Annotated in this window: 15 protein-coding genes; 10 read left to right on the top strand and 5 right to left on the bottom strand. The window is 68.0% G+C overall.

Annotated features, from left to right (window positions below):
* The first annotated feature begins 91 nt into the window (after positions 1-91).
* The 5 genes from ACFC4D_RS41765 (at position 92) to ACFC4D_RS41745 (ending at position 8,984) form a co-directional block, all read left to right on the top strand.
* Positions 92-3,136 (top strand): DUF5691 domain-containing protein, encoded by a 3,045-nt coding sequence (locus tag ACFC4D_RS41765; protein ID WP_376071925.1) that lies wholly within the window; start codon positions 92-94, stop codon positions 3,134-3,136.
* Positions 3,133-4,230, top strand: a complete 1,098-nt coding sequence (locus ACFC4D_RS41760) for an AAA family ATPase (protein ID WP_376071922.1) — start codon at positions 3,133-3,135, stop codon at positions 4,228-4,230. Before ACFC4D_RS41765 ends, ACFC4D_RS41760 begins: the two co-directional genes overlap by 4 nt.
* Positions 4,230-6,428, top strand: a complete 2,199-nt coding sequence (locus tag ACFC4D_RS41755) for a DUF5682 family protein (protein WP_376071919.1) — start codon at positions 4,230-4,232, stop codon at positions 6,426-6,428. The genes ACFC4D_RS41760 and ACFC4D_RS41755 overlap by 1 nt, the downstream gene beginning before the upstream one ends.
* Positions 6,425-7,603, top strand: a complete 1,179-nt coding sequence (locus ACFC4D_RS41750) for a VWA domain-containing protein (RefSeq protein WP_376071916.1) — start codon at positions 6,425-6,427, stop codon at positions 7,601-7,603. The genes ACFC4D_RS41755 and ACFC4D_RS41750 overlap by 4 nt, the downstream gene beginning before the upstream one ends.
* Positions 7,604-7,694: 91 nt before the next feature.
* Entirely contained in the window at positions 7,695-8,984 is a 1,290-nt protein-coding gene (locus ACFC4D_RS41745; protein ID WP_375965747.1) for a protein kinase, read from the top strand.
* A gap of 3 nt (positions 8,985-8,987) precedes the next feature.
* On the opposite strand, the gene ACFC4D_RS41740 is transcribed toward ACFC4D_RS41745, so the two are convergent.
* The 4 genes from ACFC4D_RS41740 to ACFC4D_RS41725 all read right to left on the bottom strand — a co-directional run bounded on the left by ACFC4D_RS41740 (position 8,988) and on the right by ACFC4D_RS41725 (position 15,905).
* Entirely contained in the window at positions 8,988-11,498 is a 2,511-nt protein-coding gene (locus tag ACFC4D_RS41740; RefSeq protein WP_376071913.1) for an ABC transporter permease, read from the bottom strand.
* Positions 11,499-11,512: 14 nt separating this feature from the next.
* Complete coding sequence (locus ACFC4D_RS41735; RefSeq protein ID WP_375965743.1) at positions 11,513-12,286, bottom strand: ABC transporter ATP-binding protein; 774 nt, start codon at positions 12,284-12,286, stop codon at positions 11,513-11,515.
* Between the two features lie 200 nt (positions 12,287-12,486).
* Positions 12,487-13,908: a protein kinase gene (locus tag ACFC4D_RS41730; protein ID WP_376071910.1), complete on the bottom strand. Its 1,422-nt coding sequence runs from the start codon at positions 13,906-13,908 to the stop codon at positions 12,487-12,489.
* Positions 13,909-14,003: 95 nt separating this feature from the next.
* Complete coding sequence (locus tag ACFC4D_RS41725; protein WP_375965738.1) at positions 14,004-15,905, bottom strand: protein kinase; 1,902 nt, start codon at positions 15,903-15,905, stop codon at positions 14,004-14,006.
* Positions 15,906-16,110: 205 nt separating this feature from the next.
* On the opposite strand from ACFC4D_RS41725, the gene ACFC4D_RS41720 reads away from it, so the two are divergent.
* From ACFC4D_RS41720 to ACFC4D_RS41705, 4 genes are all read left to right on the top strand, one after another.
* Positions 16,111-16,881 (top strand): deoxyribonuclease IV, encoded by a 771-nt coding sequence (locus ACFC4D_RS41720; protein ID WP_376071908.1) that lies wholly within the window; start codon positions 16,111-16,113, stop codon positions 16,879-16,881.
* Positions 16,882-17,045: 164 nt separating this feature from the next.
* Complete coding sequence (locus tag ACFC4D_RS41715; RefSeq protein ID WP_375965733.1) at positions 17,046-17,981, top strand: TauD/TfdA dioxygenase family protein; 936 nt, start codon at positions 17,046-17,048, stop codon at positions 17,979-17,981.
* A 174-nt stretch (positions 17,982-18,155) separates the two neighbouring features.
* Positions 18,156-19,367: a CaiB/BaiF CoA transferase family protein gene (locus ACFC4D_RS41710; protein WP_376071905.1), complete on the top strand. Its 1,212-nt coding sequence runs from the start codon at positions 18,156-18,158 to the stop codon at positions 19,365-19,367.
* Positions 19,364-20,308, top strand: coding sequence for a hydroxymethylglutaryl-CoA lyase (locus ACFC4D_RS41705; protein ID WP_376071902.1), 945 nt, complete (start codon positions 19,364-19,366; stop codon positions 20,306-20,308). Before ACFC4D_RS41710 ends, ACFC4D_RS41705 begins: the two co-directional genes overlap by 4 nt.
* Positions 20,309-20,362: 54 nt before the next feature.
* On the opposite strand, the gene ACFC4D_RS41700 is transcribed toward ACFC4D_RS41705, so the two are convergent.
* Positions 20,363-20,626 carry a hypothetical protein gene (locus tag ACFC4D_RS41700; RefSeq protein WP_375965726.1) on the bottom strand — a complete coding sequence of 88 codons (264 nt, stop codon included), beginning with the start codon at positions 20,624-20,626 and terminating at the stop codon, positions 20,363-20,365.
* Positions 20,627-20,929: 303 nt separating this feature from the next.
* Here ACFC4D_RS41700 and ACFC4D_RS41695 point away from each other — a divergent pair, with 303 nt between their 5' ends.
* Complete coding sequence (locus tag ACFC4D_RS41695) at positions 20,930-21,466, top strand: hypothetical protein (RefSeq protein ID WP_375965724.1); 537 nt, start codon at positions 20,930-20,932, stop codon at positions 21,464-21,466.
* The last annotated feature ends 39 nt before the right edge of the window (positions 21,467-21,505 follow it).

The raw sequence follows: 21,505 nt of genomic DNA, 5'->3' as shown, positions 1-21,505 counted from the left end.
AGCGCTTTCAGCAAAATAGCGGCTATTGACGTCGCCGCGCACTTGTCGGTGCTCTGCGATAGAAATGCGGTGAACGAACGAAGGGGGCTCGATGACCACCGCCTGGACCGCTGATCAGATCGCGGCGCTGGCTCCGGATGCCACATCGCTCACCGCCGCCCGCAAGCTGCGCGGCAAGTGGAACGGCACCGGACGGCACGACACCGCGCTCTGGGGCCTGTGCCAGGGCAGCGGCGGTCGCCCCTACCAAACCGTCGTCGACACCGCCGGGCCCGCGTACAAATGCTCCTGCCCGAGCCGTAAATTCCCGTGCAAACACGCGCTTTCGCTAATGCTCGCCTGGTCCGAGGGCGAAATTCCAGCTACCGATACCGTCGCCGATTTCGCGGGTGAATGGCTGGCCGGTCGCGCCGCGCGCGAAACCGATCGTGCCGCGCGCGATGCGAAAAAGGCCGCATCCGAATCGAATTCGCCGACCACGACCACCCCGGCGGGCAGCGCCACCGCCGATCAGCGCCGCGCCCTGGTCACCGCCGGTCTCGCCGATCTGGATATCTGGCTCACCGACCAGATCCGCACCGGCCTGGCCTCGGCGGACCGTTCGATGGCGACCTTCGAGTCCGTGGCCAAGCGCATGGTCGACGCCAAGGCCCCCGGCGTCGCCGCCGTCCTGCGCCAATTGCCGCGCACCGCAACCCATTCCGACTGGCCGCGCCTGCTGCTGCGCGAATACGCCCGCCTGCACCTGCTGGCCACCGCCCACCGCCGCCTGGACACCCTCTCCCCCACCCTGGCCGCCAGCGTCCGCACCCATATCGGCTACCAGACCGGCACCGAATCCGTCCGCGCCACACCCCCGGTCCGCGACACCTGGATGGTCCTTGGCACCCGCATCACCAACGAGGAAGCCATCTACACCCGCCGAATCTGGCTGCTCGGCAGGCAATCCGGCCGCTGGGCCCTGCTGATCGACCACAAACACGGCGGCCCCGGCTTCCCCCAGGACACCCCGCCCCCGGGCTTCATGATCGACGCCGACCTGCACTTCTACCCTGGTGCGAACCCCCTGCGCGCCCTCTGGGGCACCCGCCACGGCCTGCCGGATCCATTCACAACCATCCCCAACTCCGAGCGCACCTGGGGAATCGACGCGGCGCTCACCGCCCACGCGCGCGCGGTGGGGGCCGACCCCTTCCTGCGCTCCTGGCCCGTGCTGCTCACCGGCGTGGTACCGGCCCGCGACGAAAGCGGCTGGTACATAGCCGAATCGGACGGCACCGCCCTCCCGATCGCCGCCGACCACGGCGAGCCCTGGCAACTGCTCGGCCTGTCCGGCGGACACCCGGTGGGGGTGATCGGCGAGTGGACCGCCGACGGGCTGATTCCCGTCGCCGCCCTGCTCGACGGGACGGTGATCAATATCGACCTCATGGAGGCAACCACTCCCGCCGCTCCGCCCAGCTCCACCGAATCCCAAGCGGGCAGTGCGGAATTGGTCTCAGCCGCGTTGATCGGCACCGCCCGCCGACCGGCGAACCGGGACGAACTGGCCGCCCCGGTCGCCGCGCTGGCCCACCGGCTCGGCGAGCAGCCGGACGCGAATTCCGCCATTCCGCCCCGGCCCGGCGAAAGCACCTCGGCCGCACATCAATTCGGCGAGGCCGATCCGGCAGTGCATCAAGCAGCCGGGGAGACCTCGACATCCGGCGGCCCGGGCAAAGAAAGCGCGGCGGTGTTGCTCGAATCCGCTGCGCTGCAGGACTGTTTTGCGCGGGGTGGGGTGGGCGCGCTGGCGGTGGATCTGCCCGCGGCCGCGGATGATGATCAGCGGCTGCGGCTTTCGGTTGCCGCTTCGGCGCGGTTGGCGGAGTTGCTCTCCACCAGTTCGCCGTTTCTGGATGAGTGGCTGGCGGCGGCTGAGGAGCGGGAATTGCGGGCTCCGGACGCGCTGGTGAGCGTGTTGCTGGATCGGGCGAAAGCGCTTGCGTTGCAACGGGAGCCGCTGTTGCGGCTGGCTGGGGCGCGCGGGCGGTGGCTGGCGGCGCAGCATCCGGGGTGGCGGGCGCTGGTGCGGGCGGACGTGAGAGATGATTCGGTGTGGTCGCACGGGCGGGCCGCCGAGCGGCGGGTGTGGCTGGCGCAGTTGCGACGTCGCGATCCCATTGCCGCGCGGGATGCGCTGGCGGGTACCTGGGGTACCGAATCCGGGCCGGGTAAGGCGGAATTGCTGGCGGTGTTCGCCGATGGGCTCTCGCTCATGGATGAGGCACTGCTGGAGACCGCGCTGGACGATCGGCGGGCCGAGGTGCGACGCACGGCGGCCGATCTACTGGGCAGGCTGCAGGATTCGCATTTCGCGGGGCGCATGACCGAGCGGGCCGCCGCCTGGCTCACCTTCGGCCGCAAACTGCGCAGGCCGGAGTTGACCACCACCGGTCCGGGCGTGCTGGACGATGCCGCGCGCCGCGACGGCGTCGGAGATCCGTACGGCTACACCGTCTATCGCGCCGACGGCGCACCCGATCTGGCCGCCGAATGGCTGCACCGGGTGGTCGCGGCGACTCCGCTCTCGCATTGGGAGCGGGTCCTCGGCCCGCCCGAGCAGGCGGTGCGCGCCGCCATGACCGAGGCCATGCGCGGCCCCATGTTCGCGGGCTGGGCCGATGCCGCACTGGCACAGCGCAATCCGGCTTGGGCGCGGGAACTCTTCGCCGCCTATGCCGCACAGGAGGAGGGCGGCTCGGCCGGCGAGACGCTGCGCGAACTCTTCGCCCTGCAACCCCTGGCGGATCAGATCCGGCATCTGTGCCGTCTGGACAGCAGCTGGCTCGCCGAGATCGAATCACTGCTGCGCGCCATGCCGCATCCGTGGCCCGGTCCCATGGCCGAACATGTGCTGCGCCTGCTGCTGGAGCGGGCCCAGCTCAGCGCGGATCGCCCGGGCACGCCCAATAGCCTGCGGCCCGCCTCCTATCGCACCCTGTTCCGCGCGGCCTCGGCGCATTTCCCGGTGGACACCGCCGACATGGTGACCGCGATCGCCCGCAAATGCGGAGATCCGTACTGGGAGCAGGCTTTCGATCAACTCACCTACGACCTCACCCAACGCAGAGCAATGCTCGAGGAGCTGAAGTGACCACGATTTCATCGCAGGACGCCCTGCTGCGCCCGCATGCCGAACAGACCTTCGCCGACGAACTCACCGCGCTCGCCGCCGCCGATGACCGGCCGCGCCCGCCGTCCTGGAAGTTGTCGCCGTGGGCGGTGGTCACCTATCTGCTGGGCGGCACTCTGTCCGACGGCACCGTGATCAGCCCGAAGTACGTGGGCCCGCGCCGCCTCATGGAGGTCGCGGTCGCCACCCTGGCCACCGATCGCGCCCTGCTGCTCATCGGCGTCCCCGGTACCGCGAAAACCTGGGTGTCCGAACATCTCGCGGCCGCCGTGTCGGGTCGCTCGACACTGCTGGTGCAGGGCACCTCGGGCACCGCGGAGGAGTCCATCCGCTACGGCTGGAACTACGCGCGCCTGCTCGCCGAGGGTCCGAGCGATGCCGCGCTGGTGCCGTCCCCGATCATGACGGCCATGCGCGCGGGATCCATCGCGCGCCTGGAGGAGCTCACCCGCATCCCGTCCGATGTGCAGGACGCGCTCATCACCGTGCTGTCGGAGAAGACGCTGCCGGTGCCCGAACTGGGTTCGGAAGTGCAGGCGGCCAAGGGTTTCAATCTGATCGCCACCGCCAATGATCGCGATCGCGGCGTGAACGAGCTGTCCTCGGCGCTGCGCCGCCGCTTCAATACCGTGGTGCTGCCGCTGCCCGCCGGGGAGGATGAGGAGGTGGCGATCGTCAGCCGCCGGGTCGAACAGCTCGGCGCCGCACTGGAATTGCCCGCCGTGCCCGCCGCCGCCGAGGAGGTGCGGCGCGTGGTGCGGGTGTTCCGCGAACTGCGTTCGGGCATGACCGAGGACGGCCGCACCAAGCTCAAATCACCGTCCGGCACGCTCTCCACCGCCGAGGCGATCTCGGTGATCACCAATGGTCTGGCGCTGGCCGCGCATTTCGGCGACGGCATTCTGCGCCCCGCCGATATCGCGGGCGCGGTGCTGGGCGCGGTCATCAAGGATCCGGTCGCGGATTCGGTGGTGTGGACCGAATACCTGGAAGCCGTTGTACGCCAGCGCGCCGATTGGGCCGACTTCTACCGGGCCTGCCGCGAGGTGAGCTGATGAGCACCGTCACCACCACCGTGACGGCGGAGACCCGGATCTTCGGCATCCGCCATCACGGACCCGGTTCGGCGCGTTCGCTGCGCCTGGCGCTGGAGAAGTTCTCCCCGGACGCCATTCTCATCGAGGGTCCGGCCGATGCCGATCCGCTGCTCGGCTTCGTCACCGCCGACGGGATGGAACCGCCGGTGGCCCTGCTCGGCTACCACCCGGATGAGCCCGCCAAGGCCGCGCTGTGGCCGTTCGCGGTGTTCTCCCCGGAATGGCAGGCGATGCGGTACGGGGCCGAGAACACCGTGCCCGTGGGGTTTTTCGATCTGCCCGCCGCCATGACGCTGGCCCTCGAGACCGAGCCGGGTGACAGCGGCGACCCCCTGGCCGAACTCGCCGCGGCGGGCGGTTACGACGATGCCGAGCGCTGGTGGGACGCGGTCGTCGAATCCTCCTCGGACGCCGACATTTTCGATGCCGTGAACGAGGCCATGACGGCGCTGCGGGAGAACGCCGATATCGATGAGCACACGCTGCGCCGTGAGGCGCATATGCGGCAGGTCATGCGAAAGTCGTTGAAGGACGGCGCACAACGCCTGGCCATCGTGTGCGGGGCCTGGCACGGTCCGGCGCTGTCCGGCAAGCTCGGCCCGGCCGCCGCGGATGCCCGCGTGCTCAAGGGCCTGCCCAAGGGGAAGGCCACGCTGACCTGGGTGCCGTGGACGCATTCCCGGCTGGCCGCGTCCTCCGGGTACGGCGCGGGCATTACCTCGCCGGGCTGGTATCACCACCTGTTCACCCAGACCGACCAGCCCATCGTGCGCTGGCTCACCAAGGTCGCGGGCATGCTGCGCACGCATGATCTGCCGGTGTCCAGTGCGCACATCATCGAATCGGTAAGGCTCGCCGAGACTCTCGCGATCCTGCGGGAACGGCCGCTGGCCGGGCTGTCGGAGGTGACCGAGGCGACCCGCGCGGTGCTGTGCGACGGTGACGAGACCATGCTGCGCCTGGTCAGCACCGAAATGGTGGTGGGCGAGGCGCTGGGCTCGGTTCCGGAGGGCACGCCGACCGTCCCGCTGGAGGCGGATCTGCGCGCGCGAATCAGGACGTTGCGACTCAAACAGCAGGCCCTGGAACGCGTCATCGATCTGGATCTGCGCACCGAACGCGATATGGCGAAATCGCATCTGCTGCACCAGCTTCGACTACTCGGCATCGGCTGGGGCCAGCTCACCGACAGTCAGGTGCGCAATACCGGCACCTTCCGGGAGACCTGGACGCTGCGCTGGCGACCGGAACTCGCCATCGCCATCGTGGAGGCGGCGCGCTGGGGCACCACGTTGCGCACCGCCGCCGAAGCCAAAGTGCTTGATACCGTGGCGAATCCGGACGCGACGGTCGGCCAGGTGTCGGCAATGCTCGAGTCGGCGTTACTCGCGGATCTGAGCGGCGCGACCGACGGCCTGATCACCCGCCTGGAATCGGTTGCGGCCCTCGATCACGACATCACCCACCTGCTGGCCGCGCTGCCCGGCCTGCTGCGTACGCTGCGCTACGGCGATGTCCGCGGCACCGATTCCGCCGCGCTGACCCGGGTGGCGGACGGCCTGCTCATCCGCGTCTGCGCGGGCTTGCCGAGCGCGGTCACCGGCCTGGACGCCGACGGCGCCGCCGAGCTCCGCACCCTGATAGACGCTGTGCACCTGGCGCTTTCGGCCCGCGAGAACGAATGGGCGACCACCACCTGGCTGACCGCCCTGCGCATGCTGGCCGATCGCGACGGTATCAACGGCACCCTGATCGGCCGCGCCGTCCGCCTGCTGGCCGACGCGGACATCATCGACGCCGCCGAATCCGCCCGCCGACTATCCGCGGCCCTGTCGGTGGGCCACAGTCCCGCCGAGAAGGCCGCCTGGATCGACGGCTTCCTGGGCGGCCGCGGCCTGCTCCTGGTCCACGACCGAAACCTGTTGGGCCTCATCGACACCTGGCTCGCCGGACTGGACGACGACCAGTTCGTCGCCACGCTGCCCCTGCTGCGCCGCACCTTCGGCGCGTTCGAATCCGGTGAGCGCCAAGCCATCGGGCAGGCGGTACGCAATGGCGGGCCCGCCTCCTCCGTTTCCGGAGGTACCGAATACGACACCGTCCGTGGCGAACTCGCGCTCCGCGCCGTCGCCGAAATCCTGGGGGTAGCGGGATGACAGAGCCGATTACCGCCGATGACGCACAGTCCCGGCGCTGGAGATTGGTGCTGGGCGGGGCGGCCGAAGCCAGCGTGGGCGGGCTCGGCGGGGCCGAGGATGTGGCCATGGATCGGGCGCTGGGGGCGCTGTACGACGCCGATGCGCGCCCCAACGCGAGCGGGCGGCGGTCGGGCGGGCTGGGCGGGTCCGCGCCACAGGTAGCGCGGTGGCTGGGCGATATTCGGCGGTATTTCCCGTCGACGGTCGTGGAGGTCATGCAGCGTGATGCGGTGGATCGGCTGAATCTCACCGAATTGCTGCTGGAGCCAGAGCTTTTGGAAGCGGTCGAGCCGGATGTGCATCTGGTGGGCACGCTGCTGAGCCTGAATCGGGTGATGCCCGAGACCACCAAGGCCACCGCGCGCACGGTGGTGGAGAAGGTGGTGCGGGAGATCGAGCGCAGGATCGCGGCGCAGACCATCGCCGCGGTCGGTGGTGCGCTCAATCGCGCGGCGCGGGTGTCGCGGCCGAAACTGCGGGATATCGACTGGGACCGCACCATTCGCAAGAATCTGGCGCACTATCTGCCCGAACAGCGCACGGTGGTGCCGGAAAGACTGGTCGGCTACGGCCGCAAGGCACAGGCGGTGCGCCGGGATGTGGTGCTGGCCATCGATCAATCCGGGTCCATGGCGTCGAGCGTGGTGTACGCGTCGGTGTTCGGCGCGGTGCTGGCCTCCATGCGCTCGCTGAAGACCTCGCTGGTGGTCTTCGATACCGCCGTGGTGGATCTGACCGATAAGCTCGCCGATCCGGTCGATGTCCTGTTCGGCACCCAATTGGGCGGCGGCACCGATATCAATCGCGCCATCGCGTATTCGCAGTCGCTCATCACCCGCCCGGCCGACTCCCTGTTCGTGCTCATCTCCGATCTCTACGAGGGCGGGGTGCGCGCGGAGATGCTTCGCAGAATTCGCAGCATGAAGGAATCGGGCGTACAGGTGGTGGTGCTGCTGGCCCTCTCCGATGAAGGCGCACCGTCCTACGACCGCGATAACGCCGCCGCGCTCACCGCCCTCGGCGTGCCCGCTTTCGCCTGTACGCCGGACCGTTTCCCGGATCTGCTCGCGGTCGCCCTCGATCGCGGTGACGTGCAGCGGTGGGCGCATGTGAACGCCGGGCAGGCGGGCTGAGATATACAGCCGTGGAATGTAGCGTCTGAGGCGGCCGCGACCCGCACGGTAGGCTGCCAACCTGATCTGACTCGGAAACGGGGGCTCGACTGTGCGCTCTGGTGATGTGTTCGCCGGTTTCGTCATCGAACGCGAACTGGGCCGCGGCGGTATGGGGTCGGTGTACCTGGCCCGGCATCCCCGCCTGCCGCGCAAGACGGCGTTGAAACTGCTGAATCAGGAAATGTTCACCGATGACGAGATTCGCGCCCGGTTCATCCGGGAGGCGGATCTGGTCGCCCAGCTGGATCATCCGAATATCGTCACGGTCTACGACCGCGGCACCGAGGGTGAACAGCTCTGGATCTCCATGCAGTACATCGACGGTGTGAACGCCTCCGCCGTCAAGGCCGCTTCACTGCCGCCGCTGCGGGCCGCGCAGATCGTCTCCGAGACGGCCAAGGCCCTGGATTACGCGCACGGGCGTGGCGTCCTGCACCGGGATGTGAAGCCCGCGAATATCCTGCTGGCCCGCTCCTCGGGCGGTGCGGGCGGGGAACGGGTGTACCTCACCGATTTCGGCATCGCCCGCCTGCGCGATGACACCGGTCATCTCACCCAGACCGGCACCGTGACCGCGACCCTGGCGTACGCCTCACCCGAACAGTTGACCGGGGCCACCATCGACGGGCGTTCGGATCAGTACGCACTGGGCTGCACGCTGTTCCAATTGCTCACCGGCGTGGTGCCGTTCGAGGGCACCAGCCCGGCGGCGGTGATTCGCGGACATCTGCAGCAGACGCCCCCGCCCGCCAGTCCGCTGCGGCCGGAGCTGCCGCGCGCCATCGACGGGGTGCTGTCGCGGGCGCTGTCCAAGCGTCCGCAGGATCGCTTCCGGTCCTGTGCGGAATTCGCCGCCGCGGTCGAGCACGCGCTGACCGCGCGCCCGGTGCCGCCGCGGCAGCCGACGCCGGCGCGACCGCAGCCGATCGTCGCGCCGCCGCCGGTCGTCCCACGGCAGCCGACGCCGGTGCGGCCGCAGCCGGTGGTTCCGGCCCCGCAGCAGCAGCGACCCATGTCGGGATCCAATCCCGTTCCGCTGTACCAGAATCCGGTGCAGCCGAATCCGGCGTATCCGAATTCGGGTGCGGGATATCAGAATCCCGCACCGGCCTATCAGAATCCGGTCGTGGCCCCGACACCCAATCGGCAGAATCCGGTGTCCGGTCCGGCGTACCCGAATCAGCAGCACCAGCCGAATTTCGCCCCGCAGTCCACCCAGCAACCGGCCTACCGTGCGCCCGAACGCAATTCGAGCCAGATCGGCTGGATCATCGCCGCCACCACGGTGACCCTGGTGCTGATCATCGTGGTGGTAACGGTGATCCTGTACAACCGCTGACCCCTACACGTCCGCGATGGCCGCCAGCGGCGGCGTCCGGGCCGCACGCACCGCGGGCCACAGCGCCGCCAGCACGCCGACCACGCCGGAACTCACCACCATGAGCACGATCTGACCCCACGGCACCGAAATGGTGGCCAGGCCGAGATCCTTGAGCGTGCGCAGGAATCCGACGCCGAGCACCAGCCCGAGCGCCACCCCGACGACACCGCCGAAGATGGCGATCAGCATGGATTCCAGGTAGATGGTGCGCCGCACCTGCGGCCGCTGCATACCGACCGCGCGCAGCATGCCGATCTCACGGCGTCGCTCCACCACCGACAGCGCCAGGGTGTTGACGATGCCGAGGATGGCGATCACCACCGCCAGCGCCAGCAGGCCGTACAGGATGGCGAGCATGGTGTTGATCTGCTTGCCCTGTGCGCCCTTGAAATCCTCACGGTCCTGCACCTGCACCACGGCCCACTGATCGACGGCCTTCTCCAGATCGGTGCGCATCGCCTTCAGATCCGCGGCGGGCTGCGCGGTGATGAGCACGATGAAGTTGGTGCGGAAGCTCACCGGCATCACCTGGTTGTACAGCGCCATCGGCGCGACCAGCGGGCCGAGCAGCTGGGTGTCCTTGTAGATGCCGACGACCTGGACCTTGTAGTTCTTCTTGTCCAGGCTGGTGATGTCGACCTGCTGTCCGACCTTCCAATTACGGTCGCCCGCTTCGGTTTCGGACAGCATGATGCCGTTCTCACCGAGATTGTCGCTGCCCTGCACGATGTCGTAGCTGAGCACCTTGTTCAGCGGGCCCTCGGGCACGGTGCCGAGCAGCTGATCGTCACCGGCCTTGAAGGTGACGCCGTGGAACTGCACCACATCCGCTACGCCGGGCACCTTCTGCACGACCGGACCGGCCGCCAGCGGCACGCCGACCAGACTGTTGGTCGGGCCCTGGAGGATGTAGTCAGCCTTGACGCCCTTGTCCACGACCTCGCCGATACTGGCCTTGGCCGAAGCGCCGAGCATGCCGATCGCGGTCACCAGCATCAACCCGAGGGTGAGCGCGAAAGCCGTTGCGGCGGTGCGCCTCGGATTGCGCAGCGCGTTATTGCGCGCCATCCGGCCGACCGGGCCGAACGGGCGCACCAGCACGCTGAGCACCTTCACCACCGGCTTGGACAGCGCCGGTGAGGCCAGCAGCACCGCGAAAATCAGTGCCAGCGCACCGATTCCGACGGTGAGCGCGGCATTGCCGCCGGTGTGCTGAGCGCCCAGTACCACCAGCACGATGCCGGCGACGGCCAGCACCGCGCCGATCGCGGTGCGAATGCGATTGGATTCCGCGGCCGAACCGAATTCCGAGCGCATGGCCTCGACCGGCGGAATGGTCGCCGCGCGGCGGGCGGGCGCGTACGCGCTCAGCACCGTCACCACGACGCCGACGCCGAGGGCCACCAGCACGGTGCGCGGCTTGAGCGCCATCGATCCGGTGGGCAGGCCCAGATCGAAGGCATTGAGCAGCGCCGACAAGCCGAACGCCAGGCCGACACCGGCCGCCAAACCCAATGCGCTGCCGATCAATCCGATGATCAGCGCCTCGCCGACCACGGACTGCCCCACCTGCTGCCGGGACGCGCCGACCGCGCGCAGCAGCGCCAACTCCCGAAGTCGCTGTGCGACAAGCATGGAGAAGGTGTTGTAGATGATGAACGTGCCGACGATCAGCGCGATCGCGCCGAAGGCGAGCAGGAAGTAGTTGATGAACTTGAGCGCATCGCCGATCTGCTTCTTCATGTCCTCGCGGACCTGATCGCCGTCCTGCACCTTGTAATCCGGGAAGGTCTTGGCGATCTGATCGCGCAGCGCGTCCGCGTTCACACCGGGCTTGGCGGCGATATCGACGAAGGCCACGTGCTGGCCGTCGGTGAACAGCTCCCGGGCCTGCACGTCATCGAAGTACAGCTGGATGAAACCGCCGGTATTGCCGGTCAGGTCGTAGATACCGGAGACGGTGACATCGATATTGCCCTTGGACGGAATGAGCACCTTGGTGGTGTCGCCGACGTGCAGACCGGCGCGATCCGCGCCGCTCTTGTTGATGGCGACCTGTCCGGTCTGGCTCGGCGGCACGCCCTCGATGAACTTATCCGGTTCGGCGACCGACTTGTCCGGCGGCAGATAGGAGATGCCGATCGTCGGCGCGCCACCGGTCTGCACGGCCTTGCCGTCCTTGAGCAGCACCACCGAACCGTTGACCGACGGCGCGACCGCGCGCACCTGATCCATGGCCGTGATCTTGTCCACGGCCTCGTTCGGAATGCCCAGGGACTGGCGCTCTTTCGGGCTCACCCGGACATCGACGCCCTTGGCCTGATTGGCGAAGATGCTGTCGAAGCTGCTCTGCAGGGTGTCGGTGAAGACGAAAGACCCTGCGATGAAGGCGGTTCCGAGCACCACCGACAGCACCGTCAGGAACAGCCGCACTTTGTGCGCGGCGAGGTTGCGCAAGGCAACCTTGCGCATGGGACTACCGGACATCAGACGGTCTCCAGCGACTTCATCTTGTCGAGCACGGAATCGGCAGTGGGCGAACGCAATTCATCGACGATCCGGCCGTCGGCCAGGAACACCACGCGATCGGCGTAGGAGGCCGCGCGCGGATCATGGGTCACGATGACGACGGTCTGGCCGAATTCGTCCACGGCCGCACGCAGAATCGAGAGCACCTCACCCGAGGAATGCGAATCCAGATTGCCGGTCGGCTCGTCACCGAAGATGATGTCCGGCTTGCCCGCCAGGGCTCTGGCACAGGCGACGCGCTGCTGCTGACCGCCGGACAGCTCACTGGGGCGGTGCGTGAGGCGATCGTTGAGGCCGAGCCGCTTGAGCACGGTCGAGAGCCATTCCTCATCGGGTTTACGACCGGCGATATCCAGTGGGAGAGTGATGTTTTCCAGCGCGGTCAGGGTGGGCACCAGGTTGAACGCCTGGAAGACGAAACCGATGCGATCGCGGCGCAGCTGGGTCATGCCCTTATCGGACAGTTCGGTGAGGTTGGTATCGCCGATGTGCACGCTGCCCCCGGTCGCGGCGTCCAGCCCGGCCAGGCAGTGCATCAGGGTCGACTTACCGGAGCCCGAAGGCCCCATGATCGCGGTGAACTCCCCCTTGGCAAAATCTGCCGACACCCCGTCGAGTGCCCGGACCTGCGTATCGCCGGAACCGTAGATCTTCATCAGATCGGTCGCGCGCGCGGCGACCGCGCCCGTGCCCGTGTCGAGCCCGACGGAATCCGAGACATTCGAAGTCATGCCGTCCAGTGTGTCGGTCTTCGCAGGCAGATGCCATCCGGGAACACCCGGAGCCGTCTACCCTCAGTGATTCCTTAGACGGTCAAGCGACCGATCGGGGCCGGTAGAAGGACATTTCCGGCATCGTATGCCTCGGCGGTGCCCACCGAACTCGGGGCACGCCACCGGAGCCCACCGGCGGCACTGCCGGGAAAATACCCTCAGTGCTGCCAGAACGGGACCGCGGGCTGCGGCGTGTTGTATTCCGGCGTCGCGCTCGCGGTACCACCGGACGGCTCCGGCACCGATTCGGTGGTGGTGTCCTGGTAGTACTCCTCGGTGGTCGTGTACGCCGGAGCGGGCGGAGTGGTGAGACCCGGTGAACCACCGCCGCCCGTGCGCATCTGATCGATCGCCAGCAGCACCACCACGGCGATCAGCAGCGGAATCAGGATGAGGGCCAGCAACCACATCAGGCAGCCCCGCGCCCGCGACTTCTTTTTGGGCTTCTTGCGCGGCTGCGGAAACACCTGGGTCCCCGACTTCGGCATCGCCTTCGTGGCCGAACGCGCCGCCGACGGCTTCGCCGGTGGCCGGGTGGGTGACGGCGCGGCATAGGCGGCAGCGGCGTTCTGCCCGCGCGGTGGCGAATAGCCCATCGCGGCCGACGCGTGCTGCGGTGTGGCGGGCCGGCCGCCCTGCGTCATGAAGGGCCGCGGGGGCGTGTTCGAACCGGCCGCGCCGCCCGGGGTGAAACCGGGCTGACCGACCATCGGATTCCGCGGGCCGGAGTGCTGCCCCGCCACCTGGGTGGGCCCGCCGTCCAGGGCCTGCTGTGCGGCGGTGGCGAATTCGACGCAGGAGCCGAACCGCGCGGGTGGCTGTTTGGCCATGGCGCGGGCCATCACGGCGTCCAGGGCGGGCGGGAGACCGGGGCGCAGCGAGCTGACCGGGGGCGGCGGCTGTTGCAGATGGCCCTGCATGATGGCGATCGGATGCTGGGCGTCGAACGGGACGACACCGGTGAGCAGCCGGAACAGCGTGCAGGCCAGCGAGTATTGGTCGCAGCGGTGATCCAGCGGCTGCCCGGAGAGCTGTTCGGGGGCGGCGTACGCCAGGGTGGCGGTGAACGAGCCGGTCTGGGTGAGTTTGGTGCCCTCATCGCGTAGTCGCGCGATGCCGAAGTCCGCCAGGAAGATTCGCTCCTCGCCGTCGGAGCGTTCGATGAGGATATTGGCGGGCTTCACATCTCGATGCAGCACACCCTTGCGATGCGCGAAATCCAGCGCCTTCGCGGTCTCGGCGATGATCCGGACGGCTTGTCGCGGTGGCAGATTCGCCGATTCCAGCGTGGACGCGTCCGGCCCGTCGATGTACCGCATGGCGATCCACAGCCGCTCGTCATCGAAGCCGCGATCGAACAGCGGCACGATATTCGGGTGATCCAGCCGCGCGACCACATCACCCTCGCGCTCGAACCGGGCCCGAACCTCGCTGTCGCCGAACAACTCCCGATTGAGCAGCTTGATCGCCACCAGCCGGGGCAATCGCGGATGCCGCGCCAGATACACCGATCCCATGCCACCACGGCCGAGTTCACGTTCGATCAGATATCCGGCGAACGTCTCTCCGCTGCGCAGCACAAGCACCCTTCCGTGTCCATTAACCTCCGCTGTGCTGCGGCTGTTCGCGGCCCAGGGAGTCGATCACCACCTCGGTGAGGCAGGCGGGAGCGAGCTTAGTTCAGCGGTGCGGAACGCCACCAGGTCAGCACTTCATCGATACTGCCGACGACGCCGTCGGTGTACATGAGGTACTGGCCGCGGTTGGCGTCACCGGTGAAGGCGGTCACCATGCGCGGGCGATCGTCACCGGTGAACTGGTAGTTGGTGTACGCCTTGCCGCCGCTGGTGTCGGAGCTCTTCTTGTCCGGGTGCAGCGCGCTCGCCGCCGCCTGCGCCTTGGCCGCGGAGGAGTAGGCGTAGATGCGGTAGAACGGGTCGGCGTTATTGCCGCCGCCGAAGCAGCGCCACTGCACCGCCCAGTCGCCGAAATCGGGTTCGCCGTCGGACTTGTCCGGCGGGCTCTTGGGATCGGCCAGCCAGCAGGTCGCGCCGTTGTAGCCGGTGTCGCCGGTCTTGCTGGCGGGCACCAGACGCGGGAATTCCTTGCTGATCGCCGAGGAGTCGACCGGCTTGTCCGAACCGCCCGGGTTGGCGGGCGGCGCGGAACCGCTGGGCTTACCGGTCGCACCCGCGCTCGTGGTACCGCCCGCGGTGGTGGTGTCGTTGCTCTTGCTGCCGAGTGCGGCCAATCCGATGACCGCCACGATGACCAGCACCAGCACACCCACGACGATGCCGACGATGAGCCCGGTATTGGACTTCTTCGGCGGCTGCGGCGGGCGCTGTCCGCCCATCGGGCCACCCATGCCCGGCGGCTGTCCCGGCGGCGGCCCGCCGTAGTTGTACTGCGGCGGGCTCGTGTACTGGTTCTGCGGCGGACTGGTGTACTGATTCGTCGGCCGGTTCGGGGTCTGGCCGTAGAGCGGCTGCGGTGTGGGAGTGGCCGTATTCAGCTGTGTCGCATACGGATTCGGCCCGACCGTGGGCGCGGGCGCGGCGGTGCGCGGACCCGAGGTGTACATCGGCCCGTTCGCCGTCGGGGCCGGTCCGCCGGTCATGGGCATGCCCTGCTGGCCCATGGTGGGATGCGGTCCCTGGGTGTGCATGGGCTGACCCTGCTGCGTATGCACGGGCGACGGCGGCGCGGTGCGCGGATTCACCAGCGGCAGCGCGGGCGAACTCGGCGACGCCAGCGCGTGCTTGGCGGCGGCCGCGAAATCGGCGCAGCTGGCGAAACGCTCCTCCGGGCGCTTGGCCATGGCCTTGTTCAACACCAGATCCAGCGTGGGCGGCAGACCCGGGCGCGCACCGCTCAGCGGGGGCGGCGGCTGCTGCAGATGGCCCTGGATGACCGCCGCCGGATTGGTCGCCGAGAACGGCCCGGAACCGGTGAGCAACCAGAACAGGGTGCAGGCCAGCGAATACTGATCCGAGGTGCCGTCCAGGGCGGAACCGGTGAGCTGTTCCGGCGAGGCGTAGGCCAGGGTCGCGGTGAAGGTGCCGGTCTGGGTCAGATGGCCGCTGTCATCGCGCAGGCGGGCGATGCCGAAGTCGGTGAGGTAGACGCGTTCGCCCTTACCGCCGGTGGAGCGGGCCAGCAGGATATTGGCGGGTTTGACATCGCGGTGCAGCACCTCGTTGCGGTGCGCGTAGTCCAGCGCGTCGGCGGTCTCGGAGATGATCTGCACGGCCCGCTCGGGCGGCAGCGTCTGCGGATTCACGCTGGAGGCATCGACACCGTCGATGTACTGCATGGAGATCCAGAGCTGCCCGTCCTCGAGCCCGCGGTCGTAGACGGTGACGATATTGTGGTGGTCGAGCTGGGCGACCAGATCCGCCTCGCGCTCGAAGCGCGCGCGAACCTCCTTGTCGAACACCATTTCCCGGTTCAACAGCTTCAGGGCGGTCAGCCGGGGCAACCGGGGATGCTTGGCCAGATACACCGAGCCCATGCCCCCGCGCCCCAGCTGCCGCTCGATAACGTATTCCGCAAACACATCACCGCTGGACAGCATGTCTAGCTCCCACTTCCTACGTCTGCGCCGGGACCCACCAGCGCGCGACGTACCGCAAACGATCGGCATGATCGTGCTCGGGCCGATCCGGAAATCACCGAAACCATAGCGCAATCGAGTCCTACGGAACTATCTCCGCGAATCCCGCAAGCGCAACAAGAGTGAGCACAATCTCCTGTCGGGGGGCGGGGATAGGGTGTTCGGCATGCGCATAGGAGCACACGTTCGGCAGGACGGCGATCCCATCGGCTTCGGGGAGAAGCTGGGGGCCGACGTCATCCAGATGTTCGTGGTCGATCCGCAGAGTTGGGACAAACCCGCGCCGCATCCGCTGGCGGCGGAGATCAAGGCCAGTCCCATCGATGTGGTGGTGCACTCGTCGTATCAGATCAATGTGGCCAGCCTGAACAATCGGCTGCGCATGCCCTCGCGCGGCGCGGTGGCGGCACAGGCGAAGGCGGCGGCGGATCTCGGGGCGTTCGGGCTGGTCGTGCACGGCGGGCACGTCCGCAAGGACGAGGAGATGGTCGAGGGAATCCTCAACTGGCGCAAGCTCTTCGAACGCCAGCAGGACAAGGGCGGGTTCGCGGTGCCGATTCTCATCGAGAACACCGCGGGCGGAAATCACGCCATGGCACGGCATTTCGACGATATCGGCCGATTGTGGGATGCCGTCGGCGATTTCGGGGCGGGGTTCTGCCTGGACACCTGCCACGCCTGGGCGGGCGGTGAGGAACTGCTCGGCATCGTGGATCGGATCAAGGCGATCACCGGGCGCATCGACCTGGTGCACCTGAATTCCTCGCGGGACGACTTCAATTCGGGCGCGGACCGGCACGCCAACCTGGCCGACGGCACCATCGACGCGCAGCTATTGGTCGAGGTCTGCAAGGCCGTGGACGCCCCGATCATCCTGGAGACCCCCGCCGAAGGAGTCGCCGAAGACCTCGCCTACCTCCGCGAACAGGTCGGCTGAACAATCCCCCGTCATCCCGGCGCGCTTTTGGCCGGGATCCACACTGGCATACGCCTGCGCTTAGCCCCGGTAACGGCTTTCGATCCGGCTGCGCCTAAACCTGTTTCGGACGCTGGGCCGATGGTGTGCTCGAACCACGCAATCGTTCGAGCGAAAGGCCCAGTATGTCCGTCGATTACGCCACCTCCACCGCCACCGTGGTGAAGCTCGGCAGCAAGATCGGTGCCCGTATCGACGGCGTCCGGCTGAGCGGCGAGCTGGATTCCGAGACCGTCAAGGTGATCCAGGACGCCCTGCACGCGCACAAGGTGATCTTCTTCCGCGGCCAGGAGCATCTGACCGAGGACGGTCAGTACGAATTCGCGCAGCTGCTGGGTCAGCCCACCACCCCGCATCCGACCGTCACCTCGCGGGGCGTGAAGTCGCTGCCGATCGATTCGGAGTACGGCCGCGCCAATAGCTGGCACACCGATGTCACCTTCGTGGACCGCATTCCGAAGGCGTCCATCCTGCGCGCGGTGCACCTGCCCTCCTACGGCGGCTCCACCACCTGGGCCTCGACCACCGCCGCGTACGAATCGCTGCCGGAGCCGCTCAAGGCGCTGGTGGAGAACCTGCGCGCCCGGCACACCAACGCCTACGACTACGCGGCCGATCGCAGCGACACCCACGCCCCGAACGAGCAGGGCAAGGCGTACCGCGCGGAGTTCGAGTCCACCTACTACGAGACCGAGCACCCGGTGGTCCGCGTGCACCCGGTCACCGGTGAGCGCACCCTGCTGCTCGGCCATTTCGTGAAGAACTTCGTCGGGCTGTCCGCCGCCGAATCCGCCGCGCTGTTCCAGCTGCTGCAGAACCGGGTCACCAAGCTGGAGAACACCACTCGCTGGAACTGGCAGCTCGGCGATGTGGCGATCTGGGACAACCGCGCCACCCAGCACTACGCCATCGACGACTACGACGGCCAGCCGCGCCGCCTGACCCGCATCACCCTCGCCGGCGATGTGCCGGTCGACATCCACGGCAACCCGAGCACCATCATCACCGGCAATGCCGAGCACTACTCGGTCATCGAACAGGTCGCCCCGCGCGCTGCCTGACGAAAACCCTTCCCGGCGTGATGTTCTTGCGTGCGCCATGCCCGGGAAGCCCGGCCGATGCGACCTCCCATCTCTCGAGGGTCGCATCGGCCTTTCGCGTATCCGGGGTTCGCACAGGTCGTCGCACGACCGGAGCCGACCGCCCGATCGCGGGCTCGAGGCAGAATTGCGCGCATGGAGATTCGGCCGCTCGACGGTGTGCGGGTTCTGGAGCTGGGTAATTACGTGGCCGCGCCGACAGCGGGCCGGATCCTGGGGGACTTCGGGGCCGAGGTGATCAAGGTCGAGCGGCCGAAAACCGGTGACGAGCTCCGCAATTGGCGGCTCTACGGCGGCGACACCTCGATGCTCTATCGCACGGTCAACCGGAGTAAGAAGTCGATCACGCTGGATCTGCGGACCGAGGCGGGGCGACAGATCGTGCTGGATCTGGTGAAGCGGTGCGATGTGCTGCTGGAGAACTTCCGCCCCGGCATGCTGGAGAAGTGGGGGCTGGGGCCGGAGGTGCTCAATGCCGCCAATCCGGATCTGGTGATCACCCGGATCTCCGCCTACGGGCAGACCGGGCCGCTGGCACAGCGGCCGGGATTCGCGGCGGTGGCCGAAGCCGTCGGCGGATTGCGGGAACTCGTCGGTGATCCGGATCGGCCGCCGGTGCGGGTCGGGGTGTCGATCGGCGATTCCATCGCGGGGATCTACGCCGCGTTCGGGACCGTCATGGCGCTGTTCCAGCGCGAGCGCCGGAATGACCGGGTTCCCTTGGAGCAGCGCATCATCGATGTCGCGCTCAATGAATCCATCCTGTCGGTGATGGAATCGCTGGTACCCGATTATCTGGCCTACGGCATCAATCGGGAACGCGTGGGCGGGCGCATGGAGGGCATCGCGCCCAGCAATGCCTATCCGTGCGCCGACGGGTACAGCATCATCATCGGCGGTAATGGCGACGCGATCTTCCAGCGCTATATGCAGGTGATCGAGCGGCCGGATCTCGCGAGTGATCCTGAGCTCCAGGACAATGCGGGGCGCTGGCGCAATCGTGAGCGGCTGGACGCCTCCATCGCGGAGTGGACTCGATTGCGCACGCGCGATGAGGCGCTCGCGCTGCTCGAGGCGGCCGCCATTCCGTGCGGGCCCATTTACACCGCCGCCGATATCGTCGCCGACGAGCAGTACCGGGCGCGCAATATGATTCAGAACTTCGCCGTCGATGTGGGCGAGGCCGAACCCAAACAGGTCGGGTTCACCGGCATCGTCCCGGTGATCGGGGAACAGTCCCTGGATATTCGCAATGTCGGCCCCGATCTGGGTGAGCACACGCACGAGGTGCTCTCCGGACTGCTCGGCATGTCCGATCTCGAAATCGACGCTCTGGAGGGCCGATGACCGCACTGGCGAACGGCATACTGCGCGATGTGACGCTGCGGGACGGATTGCAGCTGACCGGGAAGGTGCTGCCCACCGAGCGCAAGGTGGAGATCGTGCGCGAGCTGCTGGCGCTGGGGGTGCCGGAATTGGAGATCGGTTCCATGGCGCGCCCGGATCTGGTGCCGCCCATGGCCAATACGCTCGAACTGGTGGCCGCGCTGACCCAGGAGGAGCTGGAACGCTGCTGGGTGTGGGTGGCGACGCCACGGCATGTGGAGAAGGCCGCCGCGGCGGGGGTGCGCAATTTCCAGTACTGCTTCTCGGTCTCGGATTCGCACAACAAGGCGAATATCGGTCGCACCACCGAGGAGAGTCTGGCCGCGATGCCCGCCGCCGTGGAGTTCGCGCGGGCGGCGGGCGGGCGGATTCAGCTCTGTCTGGCAACGACTTTCACATGCCCGTTCGAGGGGCCGGTGGATCCGGAGCGGGTGCTGGCCATCGCGCGGGATCCGCGCGCGGAGGGATCGGCCGATATCGTGCTGGCCGACACTCTCGGGCAGGCGCATCCCGGGCAGGTGACGGCGCTGGTGAGCGCGGTTGTCGCACAGGGGCACTGGGGCACCGAGGCGCATCGGATCGTCTTCCACGGGCATGACACCTGGGGTATGGGCGTGGCCAATTCGCTGGCGGCGCTCGGTGCGGGTGCAAGCGTCCTTGACGGGTCGCTGGGCGGGCTCGGCGGCTGCCCGTTCGCACCGGGTGCGTCGGGAAATACCTCGAGTGAGGATCTGCTTTTCGCGACCCGGCCGGAATGGTTCACACCGGCGGCATTGGCGGCACTCGTGCCGATCTCGGAGCGCCTGCTCGCCGAACTCGGGGAGCCGAATAGGTCGCGAACGGCCGAGGGCAGCCGGTCGGAGGCCGCCGCATTCGAATGGGTTATTCGCAGGCAGCCTTGAGCTTCAGCGCAATTGCGAGTTCGGAGAATGCGCGCGCGAGTTCCGCGGAACGCGTCAGTGTTTATCGGCGGCCGCGGCCGCGGCGTCGGCACGCAGTTTGAGCAGAATCAAACCGGCGGTGCAGGCGAGAATCAGCCCGGCGACCGTGATTTCGACGCGTAGACCGGCAATCCCGAGCACCGCGCCGACAAGTCCCCCGAGGAAGATCACCCAGGCGGTGGTGCGAGCCAGAATTGTCCACCAGCGCGACGATTCCGAGGCCGCAGGCTCCCCCGTACGCGCTATCGCGCGCTGCGGGGATGTCGAGAATGCACCCATCATCCACTCCTCGATGACGCCCGCCGAGTTCGGCGAACCAGGGGCGCGTCTCTCGGCAAATTTCGGGCGTCTCACGTGTAACTTTGGACACACATTACGGCTCGGCAACGAAATGTCCATGCGACACGTGCGCAGAACACGCCGACTTTATTGATTCGATATGTGAATCATCGCTGTTTGAGATATTGTTGTGCCTTGCGCTTTCGCCGGGGTTGCGATTGAAACGGACCGACCACCCGCCTGGCACCGCGGTACCTCCTCCGTTAGGGTGAGCCCACTCGAGACGAATCAGGAGTGCTCCCCATGGCAGGCAGCAACGTCGGCGCGGACCCGCGCGACGCCACCCCGTGGCGGCGGCTACCCGCTCCCGTGGCGGGCGTCGCGGCCGCCGTCGGCGCGGTCTCGCTCGGCCTGGTGCTCATCGGCGCGTGCGGCCTCGGCGGCCAGGACACCTACGTCGCGCCCCCGCCCTTGAACGCGGATCTGCAAGCGGCGCCCGTGGTTTCGGCCACCAAGAACGGCACCACCACCCCGGCCGTCGTGATCCCGCCCTCCCCCACCTGGCGGGTGGCGGCCGATCAGCCGCCGCGCCATTCGCCGATCTCCTCGCTCCCCACGACCGACCCCAAGGACGCGAATCCGGACGCGGAGGCCCCGACCACGGCGTCCCGCACCACGCCGCTGCATCCGAGCACCACCCGCCCGACCACCACGCGGCCGCGTCCCACCACCGACAACCCCGCTCCCACAACGGAATACACCCGCACCACCCCGCCCGCCACGACGGAACCCGCGATCGCGGTCCCGACGACGGAGGACGATTCACCCGCCAGCGGGTAGACCACGCAAACGAATTCGCGCCCCGCATCAGTGCTGATG

Source organism: Nocardia sp. NPDC056000, from assembly GCF_042269265.1.
Classification (GTDB): Bacteria; Actinomycetota; Actinomycetes; order Mycobacteriales; family Mycobacteriaceae; genus Nocardia.
This window is presented reverse-complemented; position numbering and strand designations above follow the sequence as displayed.